Raw genomic sequence first — 25,627 nt, 5'->3', positions numbered from 1 at the left:
GAATGATGGGACGTGTAGGGTATTTGCTGTTGCTGGTACTTCTGGGGGGGTGTCATACCACGCCGGAAGCGCCGTCGACCGAGATGACTACCGAAGCTGCTGAGCAATGGCCGGACTGGATCACTCAGTTACCGGTCAGAGCGGGCTGGGTGTATGGTACCGGAAGTGCCGAATGGACTGGCGATCCAGCCCAGGCAGCACAGATGGCGCGCGATAGAGCCCGGCTTGATCTGCAAAAAAGTCTGAGAACATCCGTGTCCGGATCAACCACCATTTTCCTCAGCGACAGTAATGGTGCCGTGAATAAAGACATTCAGCAGAAATTGCGCAGTGAAGTGAAAGCAGTTGAGCTGCAAAACATTCAGGTGCTGAAAACATTTACCTCGGATCAACAGCATCGGGTGTTCGTGCTGGTCGGCTTGGATAAATCTGAGGAGACACAGGTCACGACCGCTCGTATTGAGGAGCTGGATAGGACGTTGTCCTCCTGGCTGGCAGATTACTCTGAGAATTCTGTCAAACAGTTACAGTACAACTCTGCCTATCTGCGCATTGTTGAGCAGCGCCGGCAGTTACTAGAGACCTATCGGTTGGTATCGGGCCGGGAATGGTTGTCGGATCAAAATGATCTGTCCCGGAAAATAATGGCCAGTACCCGTGACTTGTTTTCCCGCATCAAAATAGAGATTAGGGAATATCAGGATAATACTGCACTCGGCCGCCAGGTTGCTCAAGCTTTGAGTAAGTATGGTTATGGTTCCTTGATTGCCAGCAGTCACGGCAACCTGATGTTAAGCATTAACAGTGAGCAGAGTCTGGTGCAGAAGCAGGATATTTATTATCTGTTTCTGGAAGCTAATTTCGAAATGTCGGCCAGTGATAATATTGTCCGGGCAGGTGCTGTTTCTGCTAAAGGGGTTGGCGGTACGGAGGCCATTGCATCCAACAAGGCAATGAATGCAATAGCACAAAAGTTAAGTGCCGAGATTCTGAAATACCTGTTACCCTGATAAAGCATAATATCAAAGCAGCCTCTGAATAATGTCAGCGACTCAGACTATTATTCAGAGGTTCTCCAAGCTTTCAGGGATTACCGCCGGTCTTGTATATAGATTCCATTATGTTGAACACGTTTAGGGTATTGTTGAAACCTTTTCTGCTAGCTGTTGTCATGTTGATGATGGTGACCTCTATGGCAATTTACAGTGTCACCCAGCAAACGTTGTTACCTTTGGTTTTGGCGGCCGTGCTGTTGTCCGTGGTTGCCGTCTGGCGCATACACGAGACTGGCAGTGTCCTGTTGGCACCATTGATTCTGGTGGTCGTGCTGGTGACGGTATTGCCGATTGCTTATTCTCTGGGTGTTAGTTTCACCAATTACTCTTCTTCGCATTTACTGAGCCATCAGGCACTGAAAGTAGCATTGTTAAACCGGCTGGTTGTTCAAGACGATCAGGAGGGGCTTGGTTATGCTCTGGTGACCATGCCGGATGATCGGTTGAGACTGCGTGTACAGAATGTATCAGCCGATACGTCCTATCTCTCAGAGTCATTTTCGCCGTCATCAGGCGGCAATGTTTTGTCGCTGCTTGAGCATGAGCCAGAACCTGAATTCAGGGCTTTGAAGGATGAGTCTCTGGATCATCCCTGGCTGAATGATATTCGCTTACAAACACCGGAACAGGACACTCTGATCTATCAGGAAGGAATGTTTTATCGTGGGCAGCCTGCCTATCAATTGCAGTCCGATGGGGCGTTGCTTGAGACCACTTCCGGGATACGGTACCGGGTCGACAAACGACGTGGGTTTTACGTGAGTGATACAGACAGGGTGCTGACGCCGGGTTTTATTACCATGGTGGGCTGGAGTAATTATGGGCGACTGTTTACCGACCCCGATCTGGCGTTGCCATTGTTGCAGGTATTGTGTTGGTCTTTGATTCTGGCATCCGTCACTGTAGCTGCAACCTTCGTGATCGGACTGGTACTGGGAACATTGATAAACTATCGCGGTCTGTCATTTCGAAATCTGTACCGAATGCTTCTGGTGTTGCCGGTGGCGGTTCCTGTTGTCATCAGCAGTCAGATGTTTAAAGGTCTGCTTGGGAGTGGTTATGGTGATATCAATCGATTGCTGGGGTATTTTTATAAACAGGAACTACCCTGGTTCGATGATCCCTGGTTAAGCCGTGCGTTGGTCATTATCGCCAACATATGGATCTGTTATCCCATCTGTTTTATTGCCAGTGAAAAACTACTGCAACGACTTCCGGTTGCAATCATCGAGCATGCCACGCTGGACGGCGTCCATTGGTTTCGCAAGTGGTGGAACCTGCGTTTACCGATTTTGCTGCGGGAGTTATTACCGTTGCTGTCTATTATTTTTGCGTTTTCCTTTAATAATCTGACACTGGTGCAGTTGTTGACAGATGGGGGGCCCGTTATCTTTGGTTCCAATCCGGCGGTTGGTTCCACTGATACACTGGTGCATTGGAATTATCATATGGTATTCGATGATGACCGTTTTAACTTTGGCCTTGCCAGTGCGCTCGCGAGTTGTCTGTTTTTGCTAATGGGGGCATGGATTTTGATTCATACTCGTTTGCGACGTTCTGAGCGTGATATCGAGCGTGGTATGCAGGAGAGCATTAATGTTAAGACGGATTAATGCACTGTGGGTACATTTGCTGCTATGTGGATTTATATTACTGGTATTGTCACCGTTGGTGACGCTGATTTCAGTGTCATTCCGACAAGGTAACTTTGCCGTCGATGATTGGATTCCCAAACAACCAACTCTGGAGCATTGGTATGTAGCGCTGGGCCAAAAATATGTCGGTGTCATTGAGCGGGAGCTGCGTTTCAAGAAGAGCACGATCGTCTTTGATAATGGTTTTGGTGAGGTCAAGCTCAGTCGGCGGGGAAAGTGGCTGTTTACCCCGATAAGTGAGCCAGAAGCCACATATCTACCGAAGCGACTGAAGATAGGGTTGGTGGTAAAAACAGGGGAAACATTGCTGGCGAGATATATTCAGATTCTGGAGATGGTCGCGGAAATGCCGGATAGAATGCAAAATGGTGTGATATATATTATTCCGAATATGGTGGCTGAAGGCGAGCTGCTGATCGGTGATTTGAGTAAAGGGGATATCCATGCCATATTCGATGAGCTATATGTCCGTGAGCCTGAATATAAAATAGTTAACTGGATTATCAACTCGTTGCTGGTCAGTGTTGCCACCGCGGTGATTTCTATCCTTATAGCAACACCTGCGGCATTGGAACTTAGTCAGATTCACAGTCACCGGCATCGTTCACTATCGACCATGTTGCGCGGTGTTCTGTTTTTTCCGAGTGTGCTCTACCTGCCGGTGTTGTTTGTTATTGCCCGTACTGTTGGAGGTCTTAACAACCTCTGGACGCTGGTGATTTTCAATCTGACGATGGTGATCTTCAGTGTCTGGTTATTGAAATACGCTTTCCGGAGTGTCAGTCTTAAAATGCGCCAAATGGCGATTGTCGACGGTGCCGGGCTTTGGGGGCAGTTTCGTTATCTGTATCTGCCTATTTGTGCACGGGCCTTTGTAATGGTGGCTTTGTGTTCGTTTATTGCTTCCATAAATGAGTATCCATTGGCATCGGTGCTGTTAACCGAGCCAGATGTGTTTACCATGAGTATTGGCGCGACACAGTTTATCAATGACGAACATATTCAATGGGGGGATTTTGCTGCTTTTGCACTGTTGTATTCGCTGCCAGTCGTTATCCTGATGTTGCTTCTGGTTCGTTACCTGCCTGATATTCTGATTCCTAAATACCACGAATAAACCCAGCGGTTGTCTGCATAACGAGTGCCGTAAATGATGCTTCTGTTATGGATGTCAGTGTTATATGACATCCGTCAAGGAGGCAGCGGTGATGTCTTGAAATTTAGTTTTGTCATCCCATATTGGCGTTTAACAAACCTGTATTGAAGGTTTAGTTAAGTGCTTTATCAAGAGGAGCTATTTTTAAATTTAATTGGAGGTGCATTATGGATCTTCAGAGAATCAACCCCTGGAACTGGTTTAAACATGAAGAGCTGAGCCAGCTTCCGGTCAATAAAACCGATCCGTCCATTTTGTCTGGCAGTCGTTCAGAGTACCCGTTGTTCTCGATGCATCATGAAATGGATCGTTGGTTTGACAATGCCCTGCGGCAATTCGGTTTCCCTTCCCTTTCCAGTCGTTTGGGAGAGGAAATGGGGCATTTTGTTAACGCCGATTTTCGTCCAAAACTGGATATTTCCAGCGATGAAACAAGTTATCAGATTTCCCTTGAAGCACCGGGAATGAAACAGGATGACATGAATATTCAGTTAAAAGACGGAGTGCTGACCATTACCGGTCAGAAACAGGAACAGAAAGAAGAAAAAGACCGCCATTATTATCGGGTCGAACGCAGCTATGGGTCATTTTGTCGAACCCTGGCTGTACCTCATGATGTGATTGAGGAAGAAATTCAGGCCAGTATGAAAGACGGCGTATTGAAGCTGACCCTACCTCGCCGGGAAGGGGTGGAAGAACACGAGGTGAAAAAAATCGAAATTCACTGATCTGGAGTTAATCCAGGCAGCCCGGTTCCGGGCTGCCTTTTCTGCTCGTTTGCGGATCTGCATTTTCCATCAGCGTTCATCTCGGCTAATCTTGTCGCCCTGTTTAACAATGAGTGAGCATTCATGTTTGAGCATCGCTATACCGATAACAGTCTTTCCGGGCTGATGCAGGGGAAAATTCTATGTGTGGGACGTAACTATGCGGAGCACGCCAAAGAGCTCAATAATCCGTTACCACAACGACCGCTGATATTTATCAAACCGTCGACTGCAGCCACCTCGCTACTGCAGCCCTTCCAGATTCCTCAAAATAAAGGCGCCGTTCATCATGAACTGGAGTTGGCATTACTGATTACCCGACCGCTGACCCGGGCTTCTGAGGAAGAGGCCGTTGCTGCTGTCGGTGGTATTGGCCTTGCTCTTGATCTGACATTGCGGGATGTTCAGGATGAACTCAAACAGAAAGGTCAGCCCTGGGAAGTGGCCAAGGCATTTGATGGTTCCTGTCCATTGTCCGGTTTTGTGAAGGTGGAGCATTTTGACGCCCGTCGGGAAGAGGTCTTTACCCTACACCGGAATGGCAAGTTGCAGCAGCATGGCCGCAGCTCAGATATGATCTTCAAAATACCCATGCTGCTGTCTTATATGAGTCACATATTTACCCTGTTGCCCGGTGATGTGGTTTTAACCGGAACACCTGCTGGTGTCGGACCATTACAGTCTGGCGATGAACTGCGTTGCAGTTTGGAAGAGCGGTTTACACTTGAAACCAGGGTGCTGTAACTGTGGCAAAAGCAAAGTTGGCATTTGTCTGTGCAGACTGTGGTGCCAGTTTTTCCAAATGGCAGGGGCAATGTGCAGAGTGTAAGGCATGGAATACTCTGACAGAGTTTAAAGAAGCGTCTGGCAGCAAGAGCCGATCCGTCAGCTTCAATGGCTATTCAGGTCAGTTGTCCCAATCGGTACAGTTGTTATCTGATGTGGATCTGTCGGATCAGCCCCGTTTTAGTTCCGGTATGGAAGAGTTTGACCGGGTGCTCGGTGGTGGCATCGTCAAAGGTTCTGTGATCCTGGTGGGAGGCCATCCGGGGGCAGGGAAAAGTACGCTGTTGCTGCAGACCATGTGTGTACTGGCAGAGCAGCGCTCAGCACTGTATGTGACCGGCGAAGAGTCTTTGCAACAAGTGGCTTTGCGTGCCAATCGCCTCAGGTTGCCGGTGCAGAAACTGAAAATGCTATCAGAGACTAACGTTGAAGCGATCTGTCAGGTAGCGCAGGAGCTGAAGCCGGATATCATGGTGGTGGACTCTATCCAGGTCATGCATGTTCCGGATGTCGAGTCGGCACCGGGTTCGGTCTCTCAGGTACGTGAGGCGGCTGCATGGTTGACGCGGTTTGCCAAGCAGACTGGCAGTGCCGTGTTTATAGTCGGTCATGTGACCAAAGATGGTTCGCTAGCAGGTCCAAAAGTGCTGGAGCACATGATTGATTGCTCCATTATGTTAGAAAGTTCAGGAGATACCCGGTTTCGCACCCTTCGAGGCATTAAAAACCGTTTTGGTGCGGTCAATGAACTGGGCGTGTTTGCCATGCTGGATTCCGGTTTGAGAGAAGTCAAAAACCCCAGTTCCATCTTCCTCAATCGGGCCAGTCAGCCTGCGCCGGGGAGTCTCGTGACAATCATTTGGGAAGGTACCCGGCCGCTGTTGGTGGAAATTCAGGCGTTGGTGGATGAGAGTCCATTTGGTAATCCCCGCCGGGTGGCTGTTGGTCAGGACAGCAATCGACTGGCCATGCTGCTGGCGGTATTGAATCGACATGGGGGGGTATTTACCGGTGATCAGGATGTGTTTCTAAACGTCGTCGGTGGTGTCCGTATTAGTGAAACGGGTGCTGATCTGGCGGTCTTGCTGGCCATATTATCGAGCTTGCGTGACCGGGCTCTTCCACAGGATCTGGTGGTGTTTGGTGAGTTGGGTTTGTCGGGTGAGTTGCGTCCTGTTCCCAGTGGCCAGGAGCGGGTACAGGAAGCCATTAAGCACGGCTTTAAACGTATCATTCTGCCTGCTGCCAATAAACCCAAGAAAGTAAGTGATGATGTTCAGTTATGGTCATTGGAGTCATTGCAGCAGGTACTTGAAGTGATTGCCGATTTATAGAATATCGGCACACGCTGGATGATGTCATTCTTGCTGACTTAATGGTGGCTCAATCTCTTTGCTGTCGTGCTGCAATGGCTGCGAGGTAGGCAGGCTACTGAGTATTTTAAACAATGTTATCGTTTGTTAAATGATATTGTTGCTCGGGTCTGCCTCCACATGCTCGGCCAGTTGGGTGTTCAGCGAAATGATGCACCGGGCCATATTTTCAATCAGTGTCATGGTGGTTTCAGGATGATTCTGGATTAACGACACAAATTCATTCTTGGGAACAGCCAGAACGGTACAGTCCTCGGCAGCAATCACAGATGCAGAACGTTTGCTGCTGGTAAAAACCGCCATCGCGCCGAAAATCTCATCACGTAATACCTCACCGACTTTTATGCCTTCCACAAATACATCGGCACGGCCCTGCATAATCGTGTATACATCGTTAGCGTCATCACCCTCCCGGATAATAACTTCGCCTTTTGAAAAATGTAGAAAACCGGTACTCAAGTGGGTCTGTGATTTCAGATCACGGGAGTAGCTCTCGGTCAGCACGGCATTGATGGAAACCAGATAAGATGTCCAGATAGACTGGCGCTCTCTGGTTTCGGTGACAAATCGTAACAATTTGGTAGCATCGTATTTTTTCAGTTCCACCTGATCTTCACTGGTCAGTGTCAGACTGGGTAGATCATAACAATTGGTCAGACCTATCAAATCGCCTTCTTCATAAACGATCACAGTGTTATCTTCATAACTACCCTGAATTGTACCGACAGCTACTATGTAGAGCGAATCAGAACCATACTGCTGGTACAGATCCTCCACCTCCGCCAAGCTGATAATTTCATCAGGTTCAGGAAGATCGGCAAACAGGTGCCTGCTGATCTTACGAATCCGATTGAAGAGCTGCTCAGTATATTCGGGGCGCTCACCTAAAAAATACATGTGAATCTGTCCTCTATGGTATTGATGTCGCAATATATCATGTTAGTTCGTATCACAGACAATGTTGAATATTGTAGTTAAATAGCGAGACTATCGTCCCATTTTTTACGGTAAAAAAAACATATGCCAGATCAGCAGAATGGATTTGTATTAACCAGGGAACTGATTTACCAGGGGGATGGTCAGATACTGCGCTTCTGGTTAAAACCCCGTGAGGGAACCTGCCAGTCGCTGGATATTACTGCCGAAGCCAGTGTCGGATTCATTAGAAGTGAGGATGTTGACCGGGTCAAAGGAGTACTGCGCCAACAGCGTTTTGAAGCTGAGATCCGGACACTGACACTCAAGGATTTCAATCAGCATCCCATGGCCGGGCTCTATTGCCGGCAATGGGCGCAGCTTAGAAAAATTACTCGCGTACTGGCCAAAAAGGGCATACGGGTCTGGGAAGATGATATTCACCCCAGTGACCGTTATCTGATGGAGCGGTTCATTACAGCCGGTGTCGAGGTTCGCCGCCAGGAAGATAAAGTTGTGCTCCGACCAATGGAAGTTCGCCCTGAGTTCGATGTTGTCTCGCTGGACATCGAAACCAGTTTTTGGGAGCCGGGAACCCTTCCGGAACTATATTCTATTGCGCTGGTCAGCCGAAAACGGCAATGGGTCGGATGGGTGTGTCAGCAGCCACAGCAGCAATGCCGTCATAGCGATGCGCAAGCATATGACACCGTGGAGCAGCTGTTCAGAGCGTTTCTGGATCAGGTTGAACAAATGAATCCAGACATCATTATTGGCTGGAATGTGGTTAATTTCGACCTGCGGATACTACAGCAATGGGCAGACAAGCTTGGTCTTGATTTTGTGATGGGTCGTGACCAACAGAAGATCCGGTGGTTTCAGCCGTTTGATCATCGTGATCAATGGCGCTGTGATATTTCCGGACGTGTGGTACTGGATGGCATTGACTCACTGCGTACGGCTTTTTATCAGTTTGACAGTTATGCCCTGGATGCAGTCGCCAATGAGGTGCTGGGGCGTGGCAAGTTGCTTGAGGGAGACCATCGGGCTGAGGCAATAGAACAACTCTATCATGAGAATACCGACCAACTGGTCGCGTATAACCTGGAAGACTGTGTGCTGGTGCTGGATATCTTTGATCAGTTAAAACTGCTCGATTTTCTGGTGGAACGCAGTTATCTCACCGGTCTGTCGTTGGATCGTATTGGTGGTAGTGCAGCCGCATTCAGTCACTTGTACTTGCCACGTTTGCATCGTAACGGTTACGTGGCTCCAAGCGTGGGTTCTCAGGTATTGAACTTTCACAGCCCCGGAGGTTATGTGATGGATTCGGTACCGGGAATCTACCAGAACGTTCTGGTGCTGGATTTCAAGAGCCTGTACCCCAGTATCATCCAGACATTCTGTGTTGATCCTTATGGTATGGCCGAAGCGTTGGCGGGCTTGAGTGATGATCCTCTGGAAGGTTTCGACGGTGCTTTGTTTGATCGTCAGCGGCATATTCTGCCGGGGTTGATCAGAGATCTATCGGCCCGGCGGGATCAGGCAAAATTGCAAAAAAACCAACCACTGTCCCAGGCAATCAAAATCATCATGAATTCTTTTTACGGCATACTGGGATCGCATTTGTGCCGCTTTTATGATCCGCGCCTGTCCAGTTCGATTACCAAGAGAGGGCATCAGATTCTGCAGCAGAGCAAACAATGGATAGAGCAGATGGGTTATCAGGTGATATATGGTGATACGGATTCGGTGTTTGTCTGGGTTGAAAAAGATGTCGACCACGGTCAGGCAATGTCCATCGGCAAACAGCTGGCTCACGATCTGAATGTGCGCTGGCAACAGGAATTATTGCAGCGTTACCAATTGAACAGTTTTCTGGAGCTACAGTTTGAAACCCATTATCTGCGTTTTCTGATGCCGACCATCCGGGGAGAAAATACCGGCAGTAAAAAACGTTACGCAGGTATGATCGTGGATGACCAGCAGCAACCCAAATTGGTTTTCAAAGGGTTGGAATCGGTGCGTTCCGATTGGACCGCACTGGCCAAAATTTTTCAGCAGAACCTTTATCGTAAGGTGTTTCTCGAACAGGACTATCAGCAGTATGTCAGTGAGTTTGTTCAGGATCTGTTTGCGGGTCAAAGTGACGATCTGCTGGTTTATCGCCGGCGTTTACGCAAGCCGGTCGAACAATATCAAAAAAATGTTCCGCCACATGTCCAGGCTGCTCGGTTATGGCAGCAGCATTATCCCAATCGGCGGATCAACCGGATTGAATATGTCATGACTGTGAATGGCGTGGAGCCAACGGAGTTTCAACAATCGGCATTGGACTATGATTTCTATCTGGAGAAACAGGTTCGCCCTATTGCAGAAGCGATTTTCATGTTTACCGGAGATTCGTTTGCAAATCTGACAGAGAAGCAAATTCCACTGTTGTAATATTACTCGGAGGCTGTCCCGCAAGTTGCATTTGTCGTGGCTGGCAGGAGTGGCAGCAACAGGCGCTATACAGTAGTGCTGTCATGAAAGCGGTTTTTATGTTTTGGAGTCCACTAATGTCAACAGGCTTGTCCGTCAGGTGATTGCCACAATGGGTCTGTAGACATTTTTTCCACCAGATAGTCGATGAAACTCCTTAATAAGGGAGACATCTGCTTGCGGTTTGAATACACCCCATAAATTCCCAACACTGCGGGTTCAAAGTCTTGTAGCAATTGAATAAGTTCACCCCTTTGAAGATAGGGTCTGGCAGAGTAAAGCGGTTGCATAGTGATGCCGGTGCCGAGCAGTGCACCTTCCAGTAGTAGGTTGGAGATATTACCACTCAATTTACCGCTGACAGGTACCGATTCAGGTCCGTCCGGGCCATTAAAACTCCAGAGGCTTTTACCGAAATATGAATAGGTCAGGCAGTTGTGTAACGCCAGCTCCTGTACTTGGTGTGGTTCACCACTGGCGTTTATATAGTCAGGACTTGCACATATGACCGAGCGACAGTAGCCAAGTTTTCGCGCTATCAGGTTTGGGTCCAAGTCATTGGTAATACGAATGGCGAGATCAATGCGTTCTTCCACCAGATTGATGGCCCGATCAATGATCAATACATCTATAGCAGCTCCAGGCCACTGCCTCAGGTAGTCGTTAATTGCGGGTATCAGAAATGCTTCGGCCAGCGAGTAGCTGCAGGTTACCCGTAACAACCCCTTGGGCACTCCTTCAGCGCGAGCGCTGATAAGCTCCATTTCTTCACCCAGAGCCAGCATACTGCGAGCGTGTCTGAGAAACTCTTCTCCGGGTCCTGTCAGGCTCATCCGTCGAGTGGTTCTGTGCAGTAATCTTACGCCCATCCAGTCCTCCAGCTCAGCCAGATAACGGGATGTCATGGCCCGTGATATACCCAACTGGTTGGCCGCTGCGGTCAGACTGCCTTGCTCAACTACCGAGACAAATACATTTAATGCTGTTAATCGATCCATTTGATTTGCTCGAAATATGCAACAGTTATGTCAGTATTATGTTGTATTTAATCGAAAATCGCTGCATTAGAATGAAATCGTAATTAAATAGCGAAGATTTCACGATAAATATTCAGAGTTATTACCGGATGGCATGACGATTTCTGATACATGTTCAGAAAGCACTGACACCATGGTTTTTTGTCCGAATGAAGACGCTGCGTTTTGGCAAAATTCAAAAGCTCACCGGTATTCATTATCGAGATAGAGCGGGCGTCAGTGGTAAACGATGCTCTGGTGATAAGTGCTGGGCGAGAAGACATAGTGATTGTTGATGGCCGGTTACGGTCTGATCCAGGAGATAAAAGAGAGAATGAATCAGGTTAAATTACACTACCTATTCGACCCTTTGTGTGGCTGGTGTTATGGCGCAGCCCCATTGCTCGAAGAGTTGGCAGTTTTATCCGACGTATCCATTGAATTGCATGCAGGTGGATTGTGGCTCGGTAACCGTCGACAACCGATGGGCAAAGCACTAAGGGATTATGTTCGTCCTCACGATGAACGTATTGAATCACTGACCGGCCAGCCATTCGGTGAACGTTACTTCAACGAGCTACTGCTTGATAGTCGTCTCAGAATCGATTCTGAGCCACCGATTCGTGCCATTCTGGCCTTGGTGATGCTTGGTGGAAATGGCTTGACCATGCTGCACCGTATTCAACAATCACATTACCGTGATGGTCTTTGGGTTGGTGACAAAAAATTACTGGTGGATCTGGCTCTAGAGCAGGAAATAGAGCCACCTGCATTCGTCAGTGCGTACGATGACGTTGATCTGAACAAGCACCTGAATGACAGTCAGGATTGGTTGAGGCAGCTTGGTGGAAGCGGTTATCCCACCTTGGGAATAGAACGAAATGGCCAACTGTTGCCTGTTCCGATTTCTCTGTTTTATGGCAATCCAGAGGGCATCAGGCAGCACGTCAATCAGATACTGTTGTCCTGATGTCAGTATTCCCTGTGTGCTGCGATGCCGGGCGAAGTGCTCTGAAACCGAAAGGCCTTCAGCCAGTAGTGACGCTTGTCAGTGCTACACGGGCTAGTCTGGCTGAATGGTACTTACTTCCGAGTGGCACGCAGGGTACCGCTGTTATTACTAACCCGGAAACGATCATCTTCAAATTCAATAAATTTATAAACGTATTGAATCGGGCTGGTGCTAACCGTCGTCAGGCCATTGATGCGTTGTTGAATGGAGCTGCTCTCAATGGTTAAAACCGACCCCTCCAAAACCCATTTGCCGGTAATGATCGTGCGATCACCGTTATCTTGGTAATCAATCTGTACCTGGCCATCTTTGAGGATTTCCCATTTTTGCAACTGGCCGCTGGTCGCTGCCAGACTCCAGTGACCGGGCAGCTTTTCAACGTCAACATTGACAGGTGCTGTCTGGTAACCATCCACTTTAACTTCTTTGGCCGTGCTGCTCATCGGCGGCCGGTCACCGTATTGAGTGACGCCGTTAGCATCGACCCAAGTATAGATTTTGTTTTCCGCATAACCCATGCCAGACACAAGCAACATCAAAATAATGAGAGATGGACGCATGATGACTCCAATTAATAACATCCGTGGAATAATATGTTCAGATAAAGATAACACATGCTATCAAAAACACAGAATTCAGTAGCTGGTCACCTGCAAGATTGTGACCTAATCGTGTAATATGCCCGCTCGTTTGATGGTTGAGATATCCCCTTGGCAAGTAAACCCCGTTCTAGCAACACCCGTAAATCCACTACCAGAAAACCAGCAAAAAAAGTTTCGTCCCGAAGCTCGAAACCTGGCAGACGCAATCCTCCAAATACCCGAAAGGGAAAAACCGGTAAACGGTTTTCTATCTTCGGGTTGTTGCTGAAACTGGTTATTGTTTTTCTGGCACTACTGATCTGTTGGACGATTTATCTGAATGCCAGAGTGACCACCGGTTTCACCGGTAAGTTGTTTGCTGAACCAGCTCGGGTGTTTGCCCGGCCGCTGGAGTTGTATCAGGGCCTAACCATAGGGAGGGGGGATCTGGAACAGGAGTTGCGGCGGTTGGGATATCGCAAGGTTATCAACCCGGTACGCTCTGGAGAATACTCCATTACCGGCCAGACCATGGAAATGGTTACCCGCCAGTTCACCCATTGGGATGGTGTGAATCCATCTCAGCATCTGTTACTGGATTTCAATCGTGATGGTATTGAACGGGTGGTCAACAACCATGGTGACCCGGCGATTCTGGCCAGGCTGCAACCGCTTCAGATCGGCAGTATTTACCCCGGTCAGAAAGAAGATCGAATTCTGCTGCAAATAAGCGATGTTCCGGATGTTTTTATCAAGGGATTGATTTCAGTTGAGGATCGCAACTATTACCATCATTTTGGCATTTCTCCCACCGGGATACTCAGAGCACTATGGGCCAATGTTGTTTCCGGGCATGTTGCTCAGGGAGGCAGTACGCTGACTCAACAGCTGGTCAAAAACTATTTTCTCAGCTCAGAACGATCACTTTGGCGTAAGGGCAACGAAGCGCTTATGGCCATGTTACTGGAGTGGCACTACTCCAAAGACCAGATTCTCGAAGCCTATATGAACGAAGTGTATCTGGCTCAGGATGGTGCCCGGGCGATACATGGTTTTGGGCTTGGGGCGCAGGAGTTTTTTGGGGCACCGCTGCGGGAGCTGCGGTTGCACCAAATGGCATTGTTGATCGGTATGATTAAAGGACCGGCTGTTTATAACCCAATGACGCATCCTGAGCGTGCGCTGGAGCGTCGAAACCTGGTGCTGGACATTATGGCTGGCCAGGGGGTGGTAACGGCTGATCAGGCTGGTTGGGCCAAGAAACAGCCGTTGGATATTCGTTCCGGCCGTCAGCGTATTCGTTATCCGGCGTTTCTGGACATGGTTCGGCGTCAGTTGCAGAGTCTTTATCGCCCAGAAGATCTCACCAGTGAAGGGTTGAAAATATATACCTCTCTGGATCCTCGTATTCAGAGCCGGGCCGAAGAGGTTGTCATTGATCAGCTACACCAATTGGAACAAAACTATAAACTGGGTGATGATTTCCTTCAGGGAGCGCTTGTCATCACTCAGCCGGAGTCAGGTGAAGTACTGGCAATGGTGGGAGGTCGACGGGTTCGTTTTGATGGCTATAACCGGGCTCTGGACAGTCGTCGTCCTGTCGGTTCGTTATTGAAACCGGTGGTTTATCTGACCGCATTGCAGAATGGCTACACCCTGGCCACGCCTGTTGATGACTCTACTTTGGTGGTCTCAGGGAAAGACGGGTCTGAGTGGCAGCCAGCGAATTTTGATCACCGCAGTCATGGTCAGCCACTGTTGTTACAGGCTCTGAGTCACTCCTATAACCAGGCGACCGCGCGGTTGGGTATGCAGATCGGGCTTGGAAAGTTCATGGCTAATTTGCAGGATCTTGGTTTTGAACGACATATTGATGCCTATCCGGCCACATTGTTGGGGGCACAAGGTATGAGTCCGCTGGAGGTGGCTAATGTGTACGGAACATTTGCGGCTAATGGTTTTCGTACACCGGTCAAATCCATACGTGCTGTCACCACATCTGACGACAGTGTGCTGGAAACATTCGATTTCAGTTTTAAACAGGTTGTGGACTCGGTGGATATGGAACTGTTGCAGTATGCGTTGCAGGATGTCATGCGTGAAGGAACCGGTAAATATGCTTATCGACGATTGGATCCAGAGTTAAAACTTGCCGGTAAGACCGGTACCACCAACGATCAACGCGACAGCTGGTTTGCTGGCTATACTTCTGATTATCTCGCCGTGGTCTGGGTCGGTAACGATGATAACAAAATGACACCGTTAACCGGATCGACCGGTGCCTTGCGGATCTGGACTGACGTGATGGGCGCGATAAAGCCGCAAGCTTATCTGAGTCGTGAACCGGCAGGTATTGAATGGCAGTGGGTCAATGCCAAAGACGGACATCGCACCTCCAAAAACTGTCCGGATGCCATCCAGATTCCATTTCGTGAAGGTACTGCCCCGAAGGCCAAAGATGGTTGTGCCGGGCAAGTTACCAAACCGGTTCAGAATTGGTTTAAACGCTGGTTTGGCGGTAAAAAGAACTGATGGTTCTGGTAGCTGTTAAACGTTAGGGGGCCTCTGAACACTCGGAATAGTGTTGATGCAGGCGAGTGGGGCTGACAACGTCCTGCGCCAAAAAAGAACTGAAGTTCATTTTTTTGTTGCGATAGCCAGCTGGTGATGATCAGCCGAGAATGGCTTCAATGTTTGCCAGTTCATCCTCACTGAAAGAAAGGTTCTTCAACGCTCCAACGCTGTCCTCGATCTGGCTTAGGCGACTGGCACCAATGATTGCGCTGGTGACCACTTCGTCGCGCAGTACCCAGGCCAGAGCCAGTTGGGCCAGACTCTGGTTTCGGCTGTTGGCGATTTCGTTCAATTGTCTGACTTTATCCAGCTTGCTGGCAGCGATATCCTGTTCTGACAGATAGATCTGTTCTTTACGGGCGGCCCTTGAGTTTTGTGGCACACCTTGCAGATACTTATCTGTTAGCAGCCCCTGAGCCAGTGGTGAGAACACAATCGAGCCTACCTTATGTTGGCGCAAAGTGTCGGTCAGACCATTCTCAATGTGACGATCAAACAGGTTATAACGAGGCTGGTGAATCAGTAGCGGTGTACCGAGGTTGTTCAGAATGGCAATGGCCTGCTCAGTCTGTTCGGGTGAGTAATTGGAAATCCCCACATATAAGGCCTTGCCCGAGCGGACGATCGCGTCCAGCGCGCCCATGGTTTCCTCCAACGGGGTGTCCGGGTCGAACCGGTGGCTATAGAAAATATCAAAATAGTCCAGTCCGGTACGTTTCAGGCTCTGATCAATACTGGCAATCAGGTATTTACGTGAACCGCCGATGCCGTAAGGACCGGGCCACATGTCGTAACCAGCTTTTGAGGAAATGATCAGTTCATCCCGATAGGGTTTCAGGTCCTCAGCGAAAATGTGTCCGAAGGTCTGCTCGGCTGAGCCATATGGTGGCCCATAGTTGTTGGCCAGATCAAAATGGGTAATACCAAGATCAAACGCTCCTCGCAGCATGGTACGTGCATTTTCCAACGAGTCCACGGCACCAAAATTCTGCCACAGTCCTAGGGATAATGGCGGAAGTTGCACACCACTGGCGCCGCAACGGCGATAGCCCATATTGTCGTATCTGGTGTGGGAAGGTTTGTATTGTCTGTCAAAAACGCTTGTCACAGTCATACTGCTCCTATTGGGTCTGCCCGGTCCGGCAGTATGCCGGAAACCGAATCGTAGCGGACGATCTCTAAGGGCGGGTTTTGGGTGAGTTTGGGAAAATAACGCCAGAATAGAATCCGGCATTTTTGATTTTTTTATAAAAACTGCCATTGAGTTGGGTTCGGGTAATCACGTAATTCCGGACATTTTTATACAGCAGCTTATCCAGTTGAATATTCTCTGCCTGTTGCCAGAAATCATCCAGAGATCCCTGGTACGTCAGTCCTTCCATATCATAAAAGGCCCGGCCACAGGTCTTGGTGGGCGTATCGTGATAAAGCGCAGAAAACCCTACCGTACTATTGACCACTACCACCCCGCGAGCATGATCGAGCAACGTCGGCAGATGTTGATCATGAATGTAACGGACCCTATCGGATATTCCAGCGCGGTCAGCCAGCCGTTTGATCAGGGTCTGGTAGTTACAATAACCACGGTCCATCGGATGATGTTTGAAAACCAGTAGCGTATTGGCTGGTGCATGAGTGGCGAACGAGTTCAATGTCTGCTTGATAAAATGCCGGATATTGATGCAGTCCGCATGAACGGTGATCTGTGAGTCGTTAAATACCTGCAGAGGTACCAGGAAAAAGTGATTGCTCCAGTTTTGTACCAAATCATCCTGTTGATTATGCTCAAGCCATTTGTATTTCAGTTTACGCCAGGCGGAACGCAGCCAGGGTAATGCTTCCAGGATGGTCAAAGGGCGATGATGTTTGTAGTGAAGAAACCAGGGCGTACCAAAGCTGCCAATGGTGAAGTAACAGAAGCCATACCAGAGCATCAGGTTATAAGTTTTGGGAATGGGATGGGTTTGTGCAACCGGGGCTGTCACTTTCTTAAACAGCTCTGGTTGTCTGGGAATTTTTGAATGACCGTTAACGCCAGAGCGTTCCAGCGTGATGTAGTCCGGCCGTATGTAGCCTTCTTCGAATACGCCGACATCCAGTTTCAGTTTGGTGGCAATTGCATGGGCAGCACGATGAATTGGACGACAGTCTCCAAACAGCAAAACTGTATCTATTTTCAGTCGTAGCACAAGATCTTCAAACCACAGAGGCCAATCATCCATAGTGCCACGATAGTTCAGGGCATCTTTAGGATAGAATAGCCAATCTCCGGCGTTGAAATTGACCTTGAATACTTTTGCGCCAACAGTCTTTAAGTCTTTTGCAAGAAGACGGAAAAAAGGTCCAATCGGTCCCTGCAGCAACAGAACTCTCTTACCGGAGAAGCTCTGCACTCCCGGTGATATCATACTTTCGCTGTCCAGGCGCTGATCAGAACGCGGAGTTTCCGGCCTTGGCGTCGTAGGTAGCCGCGTTGTAATGTTTGCAATCTCCCATTTTGCTCCAGTGTGGAGCGCTGTTCCACGATTTCTCTTAAGACCGATTCACAACTGGTGTAGCCATTCAGTGACCAGTCCCAATAAATCGGATAGCGTAAGAGTGAGCCCGCTACCAGTTCATCCAGAGACAGCATGCGCTGTCTGCGGGTAAAGGCAATTCCGTCACTTTCTTTATCAACAGTCAACCCCCAGCCGGCATAAAATGGCTGACCATATACAACGACTTTCTTATTTCGCAAGAGCGCATCGAATCCTGTCAATGATGTCATGGTATGTACTTCATGACAGGCATCCAGACAACTGACAACGGATGATTCAGTCTCTATATGGTCTGCCCACTTGGCTGCTGCAGTCATTGCCAATCGGCCGCGCCGATTCAGTGACATGACATCCGGATGCGGTTTATAGACAATGAATGCATCAGGATCAGCAGATCGGGCTGCCTGCAACAAGCCCAGATTGGTCTTCACAGTTGTGCATCCATAAAGAATAGACGCATCTGTTTCGACCTGCCCGGGTACCAGTAATATTTTTTTACCCTGGCTGTTCCAGTTGACCGGTTTTCGGCTCTCAACATTGTATTTGCTGATGCCATGATTGACGATAAATGTACGCACATTTTGTGCCCGTAACAGTTCTTCGTCATCGAAACGACTATCGCTCAATATGGTTTCAAGGGATGATGGATAGCGCGGATCAAAGTATACACCCTGTTCATCGAATACCAGAGACATTGGCCGGATCAGATCAGACCCTAAACCTACTGAGCGAATGAAACCATCCTCAATACGCAAGACTCTGGCACCACTGGTTTGGGACAGTTGCTGCAAACCGTCTGGTTCATTCTGGCCCCAGATCAGCAGACAGTCATCCGGCTGGGGCTTCAGTTTTGCCGCTTTGTTGCAGGTATCGGCGAACAATACCTTTTCCGGATACAGCGACAATAGTGGTTTCAGGTTGTGAGCCCGCCAGCGGCGCCAGCCAATGGCAATCATCCGGCCGGAATATTGATGCGTCATTTGTTGTTGATGTTGGAGCCAGTGGATGACATCGCGAATTTGTCCGGGTTGATGAGTGTAGGGATCAAGGTAACGGCAGTAATGCAAATATGCCGCGCTGAACAATTCATCGATGGAACGTTGTCGCAGTCTACGTGGACATTGCTGGCGATCTTCGGTAACCCCCCAGCCGGCATACCAGGGAAGTCCAAAACAGCTGACGGGTTTGTTCAACAGTAATGCTTCAAATCCCATGGTTGAGCTGACCACATACACTTTATCGGTTTGTTCAATCAGGCTCATGGGATTCACTGATCCGGTTATTTTGATAACTTTATCGGTTTCTGCGATATCTGTTAAATAGCCTGCTTTCTGTCCGGATAAAACTTCCGGGTGGGTTTTTATATAAATCGTTGCGCCAGGGTTTTCGGCGATGGCTGCGGCCAGCATGGTCTGGAAGGTCCGGGCATCTGCATTGGCCAAAGTCACGCCCATATCACCCCAGGTCTGATCGACCACCAGTATGGCTGGTTGCTTTAATTTCAGCTGGGTTGCGGGAGCATGATTGTACTTACTGAGCTTTAAGCGGCATATTTCCGCTTTAATATCGAGACTCTCTGACGTCAGTAGTGAGCGATCAGAATTCAACAGGTTTTCCAAATCTGAAGCATTGTTGGCATCGTAATAAATACCACTGTGATCGATGACCAGAGACAGTGGTGGAAAATAGCGACCGGTGCCGAAGGAGCGCAATAGGCCATCTTCCAGGGCTATAAATGGTACGTTGAGGCGTTTTGCTGTGGCGCGCGAACGCCGCGTGGAAGGACGTTGTCCCCAGCCTATGATTGCCCGTACTATCGACGAGCGTTGCCAGCGCCTGATACGGATAACTCCTTCGCCCAGAAAACGGCTCAGGAATGGTATGTGTGCAATGCCTCTGGAAGTCAGTCCCAGCATCGAATGATTTTATCCCTTGCGCAAATCAGCGGTTACTTCTTTGCAGATCGTAAATTTGCAATATACCGGTCACTATACCTTCATCATTCGCTACGACCAGAGCATTGATTTTGTTTTGGTTCATGTGTTCTTCAGCCACGGCAAAACGCTCATTTTCATTGATCGTTTTGGGATTTGAGGTCATGACTTCTGAGGCGAGTAGTGCCAGAGGATTATCGTTGCGTTCAAGCGTGCGCCGGACATCTCCATCAGTAATGATCCCCCGCAAGGATGGCCCACTCATAATCAGAGCGACGCCCAAGCGTCCCTCTGTCATCACATGTACGACTTCACGGAAAGTCGCTTCCGGAGAACAGACCGGCAGAGACCGGTTGTGCATGACGTCCCTGACCCGGGTCAGCAGGCGGCGACCAAGGTTGCCTCCCGGGTGAAAACGGGCAAAATCCTCCGGCTGAAAATTCTTCAGTGATGAAAGCGTCACTGCCAGGGCATCCCCCATGACCAGTGTGGCAGTCGTGGAAGAGGTGGGTGCAAGGTTGTTACTACAGGCTTCACGACTAACCGAAATATCCAGCACGGTATCGGCGTGTCTGGCCAGGGTGGAGTCCAGGTTTCCAGTCATGGCAATGACCGCATTTTGTTGATATTCCAAAAATGACAGCAGGCGAATCACTTCTTCGGTCTCGCCACTGTTGGAAATTAACAGAGCAACATCCATAGGACGGATCATTCCCAGGTCACCATGAAACGCTTCGCCAGGATGGACAAAAAATGAAGGCGTTCCAGTGGATGCAAGTGTTGCCGAAATCTTATGTCCGACAATGCCTGACTTGCCCATTCCCACTACGACAACCCTCCCTCTTGACTGCTCAACAATTTCGACTGCTTTTTCAAAACGCTGATCCAGGCGTTTGTTCATGCTGATCAGCGCATCGATTTCGGTACTGATGACGTTACGTGCAGTCTCCAGAATGTCCATAGAAGTTCCTGTGCCAGTATTAAAAAATTGGCGTGAATGATTCCGTTAAACGACTTTGGGATCAAGTATTCTCTTATATAATCTCTGGAGTTGTTGTTTCTTTATTCAGTGCCCGTGTGAATGAAATTCATTTGCAGCATGTGACTGATGGATATCTGCTGTACTTGACAATCACACGGATAATTTCAGTCAGACTGATAATTGTGGGAACAGGATGGCTCGCGATCGTTCTGATTTTCCATGCGAACTGCCAAATTAAGACTGCACGGTTTAGCATTTATATGGCTATATGGGCGGTGGCAAATAATCGTTTACGATAGTTATTATGTTAATGTGACCGACCGGGCCAAGAAAGCAGGTTAATCTGGCCGCTGTGACATTTGAGATACCCGCCGTTTGGATTGGCTATAAATGTCAGAAATTTTGGCAACTGTTCTTGCCATTCCCGAATAACAATATCGACAATGATAAAATCATGGACGCGATACTGTGCACCCAAGTATCGCTTGTCGTCGATGCAAATCCTGACCCTAATTCTTGGTTTCGCAGTGGCTTGCGACATTACCGCGGGTAGCTGTTGATTGAATGGTCAAAAAGCCTGACCAGACCCGTGTGGCGGTGGTGACATAGCAGATGCCGGCAAAGACCCACGCCAGCAAAGTGAAGTGTTCCGGCAGCAGGCAGAATGCCACAAAAAACAGAATGGTTTCGGTGCCTTCAGCCAAACCATCCAGATAGTGAAACCCCTTGTTCTGATATATCAGGCTTTTCAGCTGAAGCTTTTCCGCCATAATGGCAAATGCCAGAAAGCTTGACCCTGTTCCCATGAACCCGAATAACAGCGCACATGCTGCCAGGGCATTGTTCTGCGGTGCTGCCAGGGCAAATCCCAATACCACGGCGGCATAAAAGATAAAATCCAGGACGATATCGAGAAAGGCACCGTGATCGGTACTACCCTGCAGACGTGCCAGTTCGCCGTCTAGGCCATCGGCGATCCGGTTCAGGGCAATGACCAGCAGTGCCAGCAGGTAGTGTTGGGTTGCTAGCAACGGTACGGCCAGCAGGCCAATGGTGAAGCCGGCCAGGGTAACTTCATTGGCTTTAATACCAGCAGCCGCCATTCTGATGGCGAGAAAGTGCCAGGGCCGTTTCAGCAATGGCAGTGTCCAGCGGTCAAGCATGGTTATTCTCCAGTTGAATCAGTTGTCCGGATTCTGGCCGGTCTTGGGAATCGTGGGTCACCAGCAGCGCCGGTATCTGTCGCTCGCGGATCTGGTCAAATACAAATTGTCGAAACTGCGAGCGTAGTTGCTGGTCGAGTTTGTTAAAGGGTTCATCGAGGAGGATGGCTTTTGGCTGTGACAGTAATGTCCTCAACAGGCTTATTCGCGCTCGTTGTCCCCCCGACAGGGTATCAATACGGCGACGTTCGAACCCTGCCAGACCCGCTTCCTGAAGGGCTGTTTCAATCTGTAACTGTCGTTCCCTGCGATGAGTGCCTGGTGGAATACCGAAGGCCATATTTTCAAACACATCCATATGTGGGAACAGCAGGTCGTCCTGAAACAGAGTGCCGATATGTCGGTGCTCCATGGGGCGGTCATGAATATTTTCGCCATTTAGCAGAATTTGTCCCTGTAGCAGAAAGTCATGGCTTAGGCTGCCATTGATAGCAGCCAGCAGGGTAGATTTACCGCAACCACTGGGACCCATGACTGTAGCGATGGTGCCGGCCGGAATGTCCAGATCGAAATGCCTGATTAACGGCGGTCGGCCGGTTGTGGAGATTGTCAGTTGTTGCAGAATCAGGGTCATGAATGTCGGTTTCCGTAGGCGGGCCAGCACAATGCCAAAGTATAGCCGGCCAAAGGTATCAGCAGTTGCCAGAGCACGTAAACTGAGGCGACCCGGCGGTCACTGCCGCTGGCCAGACTGACGGCTTCGGTGGTGATGGTCGGAATGCGCCCGGCACCGACATACACCGTCACCAGATATTGCGCCACGCTGACGGCAAATCCCACGGCCATGGTCAACAGTAGTGGGCGCATCAACAGCGCTCGTTTGACCTGCCAGAATGCACGCCAGCGGGAGTGGCACAGAGCGATGGCCAGGGTCTGGTAACGTTCATCAAACGCCCGGTAAGGTCCGGCCAGTGTTAAAAAAGTATAAGGCAAGACGAAGATCAGGTGAGACCCGATCAGACTGATCCAGCTGGCTTCCAGGTGCAGGGTCAGCAACAACGTCTGCAGCCCGAACACAAATGCGATCTGTGGGATCAGCAATGGCAGGTATAACAGCCACAGGGTGCGGCTGGGGTCAAAACGTGTATTTTGACGCTTAAGAACCGGTTCGTATTCGAGACAACCGATCACCAGCACTATTGCAATCAGCACCGTTCCCATCCCTGCCAGTAGGGTGTTCCACAGTGGCTGCTGTAGCTGTTCCAGGCTGGCCAGCCAGTATCGTCCGCTCCACTGCGAAGGCAGGGCATCGGGAAAGCGCCAGCGCCGGGTCACGCTCCATAGTATTGTAACCAGTAGATTAAGACCGGTAATGATCAACAGTCCGGCCGCAACCGGGGCGGCCAGCGGTCTGAGTATTTTCAGATAACTGGTTCGACGGCCATTGATCAGCCAGCCACGACAGTATCGTTGCATGAGTTTCTCTGCGATCAGTACCGTTGCCACTGCCATTATGCAGATCAGCAGCAATAACGTAGCAGCAGCGGAGGCCGTGAGTCGTTGTTGCAAATCCGGGTCGTTAAACCAGCGGTGGATCAATACCGCAAAGGTTGGTGGGGTAGTTGGCCCGATCACCAGCGCCAGTTCCACCGTCGACAGCGAATAAACCAGTACTGCCAGTATCGGCAGACGTAGTTGTGGCCAGAGTTGAGGTAGCAGAATTTTGAGCCAGCTCTGACAGCGGTCGTAACCCAGGCTGCGGGCAACTATCAGGCTTTTGCGGATGGCCAGCTGATGAACCGCAGACAGACCCATCAACAATAGGAAAGGTAACTCTTTGAGGGTCAGGGTGAGAATCAGGCTGAAACCGGCCGGATCTTTGACCAGCAGCCAGTCCGGCGGTGTTTCAAAACCGCTCAGACCTGGCGAGATCAAGCGCATCAGCCAACCACTCGGTGCAATCAGCAGAGCCAGCCCCGCAGCGAAGGCCACATGGGGAAATGCCAGTACCGGTGCCAGTAGCCATTGAATGATTCGCCAGAAACGAGTGTCGTAGAGTAGCATTAACAGTAACAGGCTCAGGAGTGTGGCGAATACGGCAGATAACAATCCGGTTTTAAGGGTTAGCCAAAGAGCACTGATGGCCGATGGGTGACTGAACACCTGCTGCAGAGGTGTCAGGCTCAGTTGATGAGCCCCAATGGCCGGCAGATATCCCACTGCCGGCAACCAGGTGGCAAACAGACCAAACCCCAGTGGCAGCAGGAACGCTGCCAGTGTCAGTCGTGGAAACCATCGCAGGTGGCTGTTTTTCAATAGTCAGGCCTTAATGTGCATAGCGTTGCTGCCAGGCCTGTTCCAATGGTTCCACCCAGCTGACATGGGGTTCCGGAATGACATTGGCCAGATCCTGAGCTGATAGTGGCGCTTTGCCGATTGGCAGGGCATCGAACAACGCTTTATCAGCACTGCTTAACTTGTCCATGGACAGCACCGTGGGGTCACCCCAGATTTGAGTGTCTGCTTTATGGGCCTGAGCCTGTGGTGACATGAGGAAGTTAGCGACAACCATGGCTGCTGCCTTGGCTGAGGCATTGAACGGAATGGCGACAAAGTGGGTATTGGCGATAGTGCCGCTGCGGTGCACATAACTGCGAATGGTGTCCGGCAGTTCGCCACTTTCGATTGCGTTGCTGGCATCATTGGGGTTAAAGGACAGGGAAATATCAATTTCGCCGTCATTCAGTAACTGCTGCATTTCTGCTGAGCCCGAGGTAAAGGTTTTACCCTGACGCCACATCAGTGGATGGAGTTGGTCCAGGAAGTCCCATAAAGGTTTGGTTACCTGGTCGAAATCCGCTTCACTGACCGGTTTGGACAATACTGAGGGATCCTGAGCCAGCTCATAAAGCGCTTGTTTCAGAAATGTGGTGCCGTGAAATGCCGGGGGTGCGGGATAGGTAAAACGGCCTGGATGCTGGCGGGCAAAAGCCAGCAGTTCTGTCATGCTCCGTGGTGGCTTACTGATTCTGGCAGAGTCGTACATAAACACCAGCTGTGCCATGCCCCAGGGGGCTTCGAGGTTGTCCACCGGGGTGGTGAAGTCATACAGCGTGGTGATCTTGTGTTCAGTGTCGACCAGAGCATAGTTGGGCAGGTCCTGGGTAAACGGACCATATAACAGACCATTCTCTTTCATGGCACGAAAGTTTTCACCGTTTATCCAGATCAGATCGACAGTGCCGTCGGTGGTCCGGCCGGCAGTTTTTTCGGCCAGGATACGACTGACGACATTAGCGGCGTCATTGACTTTGACCTGCTCAAGTTTGATGCCGTAACGCTGGTTTACTTCCTTGCCGGCCCAGCGAATATAATCGTTGATGGTTTCCGAGCCTCCCCAGGCGTTAAAGTAGACTGTCTGGCCCCGGGCCTGTTGTTGAATTTGCTGCCAGTCGGCGGCCAGCGTGTGGCCCGATAGTATGGCTGTCAAAGCGATAAAAAATAGAACTGCGAGACGTATGCGCATGGAAATGTCCTTGGTTAAAAAAGTCGTTGCGTATTGGGACAGCAGCAGGGCAATAAAGTTCCCTTAACTGCAGGCGTTGTGCATGACCTGCTTATCGTCCGGATTACCGCT

General features: G+C 49.7%; 20 protein-coding genes. 9 read left to right on the top strand and 11 right to left on the bottom strand.

Annotation, left to right across the window (positions count from 1 at the left end; all coding sequences use genetic code 11):
- Positions 1–2: 2 nt before the first annotated feature.
- From ACQY6I_RS12675 to radA, 6 genes are all read left to right on the top strand, one after another.
- Positions 3–1,010, top strand: a complete 1,008-nt coding sequence (locus ACQY6I_RS12675) for a hypothetical protein (protein ID WP_428241853.1) — start codon at positions 3–5, stop codon at positions 1,008–1,010.
- A 182-nt stretch (positions 1,011–1,192) separates the two neighbouring features.
- Positions 1,193–2,668 carry an ABC transporter permease subunit gene (locus ACQY6I_RS12670; RefSeq protein WP_428241852.1) on the top strand — a complete coding sequence of 492 codons (1,476 nt, stop codon included), beginning with the start codon at positions 1,193–1,195 and terminating at the stop codon, positions 2,666–2,668.
- Positions 2,652–3,827: an ABC transporter permease subunit gene (locus tag ACQY6I_RS12665; RefSeq protein ID WP_428241851.1), complete on the top strand. Its 1,176-nt coding sequence runs from the start codon at positions 2,652–2,654 to the stop codon at positions 3,825–3,827. Before ACQY6I_RS12670 ends, ACQY6I_RS12665 begins: the two co-directional genes overlap by 17 nt.
- A 206-nt stretch (positions 3,828–4,033) precedes the next feature.
- Positions 4,034–4,594, top strand: a complete 561-nt coding sequence (locus tag ACQY6I_RS12660) for an Hsp20/alpha crystallin family protein (RefSeq protein ID WP_428241850.1) — start codon at positions 4,034–4,036, stop codon at positions 4,592–4,594.
- Between the two features lie 123 nt (positions 4,595–4,717).
- On the top strand, positions 4,718–5,377 hold the full coding sequence (locus tag ACQY6I_RS12655) for a fumarylacetoacetate hydrolase family protein (protein ID WP_428241849.1): 660 nt from the start codon (positions 4,718–4,720) through the stop codon (positions 5,375–5,377).
- Positions 5,378–5,379: 2 nt separating this feature from the next.
- Positions 5,380–6,753 carry a DNA repair protein RadA gene (gene radA, locus ACQY6I_RS12650; protein WP_428241848.1) on the top strand — a complete coding sequence of 458 codons (1,374 nt, stop codon included), beginning with the start codon at positions 5,380–5,382 and terminating at the stop codon, positions 6,751–6,753.
- Positions 6,754–6,879: 126 nt separating this feature from the next.
- Here the strand turns inward: radA and ACQY6I_RS12645 are convergent, their stop codons facing one another.
- Positions 6,880–7,689: a cyclic nucleotide-binding domain-containing protein gene (locus ACQY6I_RS12645; protein ID WP_428241847.1), complete on the bottom strand. Its 810-nt coding sequence runs from the start codon at positions 7,687–7,689 to the stop codon at positions 6,880–6,882.
- Positions 7,690–7,812: 123 nt separating this feature from the next.
- Between ACQY6I_RS12645 and ACQY6I_RS12640 the strand changes: the two genes are divergently transcribed.
- Positions 7,813–10,152, top strand: coding sequence for a DNA polymerase II (locus ACQY6I_RS12640; protein ID WP_428241846.1), 2,340 nt, complete (start codon positions 7,813–7,815; stop codon positions 10,150–10,152).
- 119 nt (positions 10,153–10,271) lie between these two features.
- On the opposite strand, the gene ACQY6I_RS12635 is transcribed toward ACQY6I_RS12640, so the two are convergent.
- A complete protein-coding gene (locus ACQY6I_RS12635; RefSeq protein WP_428241845.1) occupies positions 10,272–11,189 on the bottom strand; it encodes a LysR family transcriptional regulator in 918 nt (305 codons plus the stop codon).
- A gap of 352 nt (positions 11,190–11,541) precedes the next feature.
- On the opposite strand from ACQY6I_RS12635, the gene ACQY6I_RS12630 reads away from it, so the two are divergent.
- Positions 11,542–12,177 carry a DsbA family protein gene (locus tag ACQY6I_RS12630; RefSeq protein WP_428241844.1) on the top strand — a complete coding sequence of 212 codons (636 nt, stop codon included), beginning with the start codon at positions 11,542–11,544 and terminating at the stop codon, positions 12,175–12,177.
- A 113-nt stretch (positions 12,178–12,290) separates the two neighbouring features.
- Here the strand turns inward: ACQY6I_RS12630 and ACQY6I_RS12625 are convergent, their stop codons facing one another.
- Complete coding sequence (locus ACQY6I_RS12625) at positions 12,291–12,779, bottom strand: DUF4124 domain-containing protein (RefSeq protein ID WP_428241843.1); 489 nt, start codon at positions 12,777–12,779, stop codon at positions 12,291–12,293.
- Positions 12,780–12,929: 150 nt separating this feature from the next.
- On the opposite strand from ACQY6I_RS12625, the gene mrcB reads away from it, so the two are divergent.
- Positions 12,930–15,332: a penicillin-binding protein 1B gene (gene mrcB / locus ACQY6I_RS12620; protein WP_428241842.1), complete on the top strand. Its 2,403-nt coding sequence runs from the start codon at positions 12,930–12,932 to the stop codon at positions 15,330–15,332.
- A 139-nt stretch (positions 15,333–15,471) separates the two neighbouring features.
- Here mrcB and mgrA read toward each other — a convergent pair whose 3' ends face one another.
- The 8 genes from mgrA to ACQY6I_RS12580 all read right to left on the bottom strand — a co-directional run bounded on the left by mgrA (position 15,472) and on the right by ACQY6I_RS12580 (position 25,516).
- Positions 15,472–16,488, bottom strand: coding sequence for an L-glyceraldehyde 3-phosphate reductase (gene mgrA / locus ACQY6I_RS12615; protein ID WP_428241841.1), 1,017 nt, complete (start codon positions 16,486–16,488; stop codon positions 15,472–15,474).
- A 64-nt stretch (positions 16,489–16,552) separates the two neighbouring features.
- Positions 16,553–17,782 (bottom strand): capsule biosynthesis protein, encoded by a 1,230-nt coding sequence (locus tag ACQY6I_RS12610; RefSeq protein WP_428241840.1) that lies wholly within the window; start codon positions 17,780–17,782, stop codon positions 16,553–16,555.
- Positions 17,779–19,827 carry a capsular polysaccharide biosynthesis protein gene (locus ACQY6I_RS12605; RefSeq protein WP_428241839.1) on the bottom strand — a complete coding sequence of 683 codons (2,049 nt, stop codon included), beginning with the start codon at positions 19,825–19,827 and terminating at the stop codon, positions 17,779–17,781. Before ACQY6I_RS12605 ends, ACQY6I_RS12610 begins: the two co-directional genes overlap by 4 nt.
- 25 nt (positions 19,828–19,852) lie before the next feature.
- The gene (locus ACQY6I_RS12600) at positions 19,853–20,806 is read right to left on the bottom strand and encodes a KpsF/GutQ family sugar-phosphate isomerase (RefSeq protein WP_428241838.1); all 954 of its coding nucleotides are present in this window, start codon (positions 20,804–20,806) and stop codon (positions 19,853–19,855) included.
- A gap of 530 nt (positions 20,807–21,336) precedes the next feature.
- Entirely contained in the window at positions 21,337–21,990 is a 654-nt protein-coding gene (locus ACQY6I_RS12595; protein ID WP_428241837.1) for a CDP-alcohol phosphatidyltransferase family protein, read from the bottom strand.
- On the bottom strand, positions 21,983–22,624 hold the full coding sequence (locus ACQY6I_RS12590; protein WP_428241836.1) for an ATP-binding cassette domain-containing protein: 642 nt from the start codon (positions 22,622–22,624) through the stop codon (positions 21,983–21,985). The genes ACQY6I_RS12595 and ACQY6I_RS12590 overlap by 8 nt, the downstream gene beginning before the upstream one ends.
- Positions 22,621–24,306, bottom strand: coding sequence for an ABC transporter permease (locus ACQY6I_RS12585; RefSeq protein WP_428241835.1), 1,686 nt, complete (start codon positions 24,304–24,306; stop codon positions 22,621–22,623). Before ACQY6I_RS12585 ends, ACQY6I_RS12590 begins: the two co-directional genes overlap by 4 nt.
- 10 nt (positions 24,307–24,316) lie before the next feature.
- Positions 24,317–25,516, bottom strand: coding sequence for an ABC transporter substrate-binding protein (locus tag ACQY6I_RS12580; protein ID WP_428241834.1), 1,200 nt, complete (start codon positions 25,514–25,516; stop codon positions 24,317–24,319).
- Positions 25,517–25,627 lie beyond the last annotated feature (111 nt).

The organism is Gynuella sp., from assembly GCF_050297175.1.
Lineage (GTDB): Bacteria > Pseudomonadota > Gammaproteobacteria > Pseudomonadales > Natronospirillaceae > Gynuella.
Note: the sequence above shows the minus strand (reverse complement) of the source record. Positions and strands in the feature narration are given on the sequence as shown.

Excerpts from the sequence above, each read along its gene's own strand:
- ACQY6I_RS12590 (WP_428241836.1), bottom strand. The coding sequence starts at position 22,624 with ATGACCCTGATTCTGCAACAACTGACAATCTCCACAACCGGCCGACCG.
- ACQY6I_RS12645 (WP_428241847.1), bottom strand. The coding sequence starts at position 7,689 with ATGTATTTTTTAGGTGAGCGCCCCGAATATACTGAGCAGCTCTTCAAT.
- ACQY6I_RS12595 (WP_428241837.1), bottom strand. The coding sequence starts at position 21,990 with ATGCTTGACCGCTGGACACTGCCATTGCTGAAACGGCCCTGGCACTTT.
- ACQY6I_RS12610 (WP_428241840.1), bottom strand. The coding sequence starts at position 17,782 with ATGATATCACCGGGAGTGCAGAGCTTCTCCGGTAAGAGAGTTCTGTTG.
- ACQY6I_RS12625 (WP_428241843.1), bottom strand. The coding sequence starts at position 12,779 with ATGCGTCCATCTCTCATTATTTTGATGTTGCTTGTGTCTGGCATGGGT.
- ACQY6I_RS12665 (WP_428241851.1), top strand. The coding sequence starts at position 2,652 with ATGTTAAGACGGATTAATGCACTGTGGGTACATTTGCTGCTATGTGGA.
- ACQY6I_RS12640 (WP_428241846.1), top strand. The coding sequence starts at position 7,813 with ATGCCAGATCAGCAGAATGGATTTGTATTAACCAGGGAACTGATTTAC.
- ACQY6I_RS12670 (WP_428241852.1), top strand. The coding sequence starts at position 1,193 with ATGGCAATTTACAGTGTCACCCAGCAAACGTTGTTACCTTTGGTTTTG.
- ACQY6I_RS12580 (WP_428241834.1), bottom strand. The coding sequence starts at position 25,516 with ATGCGCATACGTCTCGCAGTTCTATTTTTTATCGCTTTGACAGCCATA.
- ACQY6I_RS12635 (WP_428241845.1), bottom strand. The coding sequence starts at position 11,189 with ATGGATCGATTAACAGCATTAAATGTATTTGTCTCGGTAGTTGAGCAA.
- ACQY6I_RS12630 (WP_428241844.1), top strand. The coding sequence starts at position 11,542 with ATGAATCAGGTTAAATTACACTACCTATTCGACCCTTTGTGTGGCTGG.
- ACQY6I_RS12655 (WP_428241849.1), top strand. The coding sequence starts at position 4,718 with ATGTTTGAGCATCGCTATACCGATAACAGTCTTTCCGGGCTGATGCAG.
- ACQY6I_RS12675 (WP_428241853.1), top strand. The coding sequence starts at position 3 with ATGATGGGACGTGTAGGGTATTTGCTGTTGCTGGTACTTCTGGGGGGG.
- ACQY6I_RS12660 (WP_428241850.1), top strand. The coding sequence starts at position 4,034 with ATGGATCTTCAGAGAATCAACCCCTGGAACTGGTTTAAACATGAAGAG.
- ACQY6I_RS12605 (WP_428241839.1), bottom strand. The coding sequence starts at position 19,827 with ATGCTGGGACTGACTTCCAGAGGCATTGCACACATACCATTCCTGAGC.
- mgrA (WP_428241841.1), bottom strand. The coding sequence starts at position 16,488 with ATGACTGTGACAAGCGTTTTTGACAGACAATACAAACCTTCCCACACC.
- ACQY6I_RS12600 (WP_428241838.1), bottom strand. The coding sequence starts at position 20,806 with ATGGACATTCTGGAGACTGCACGTAACGTCATCAGTACCGAAATCGAT.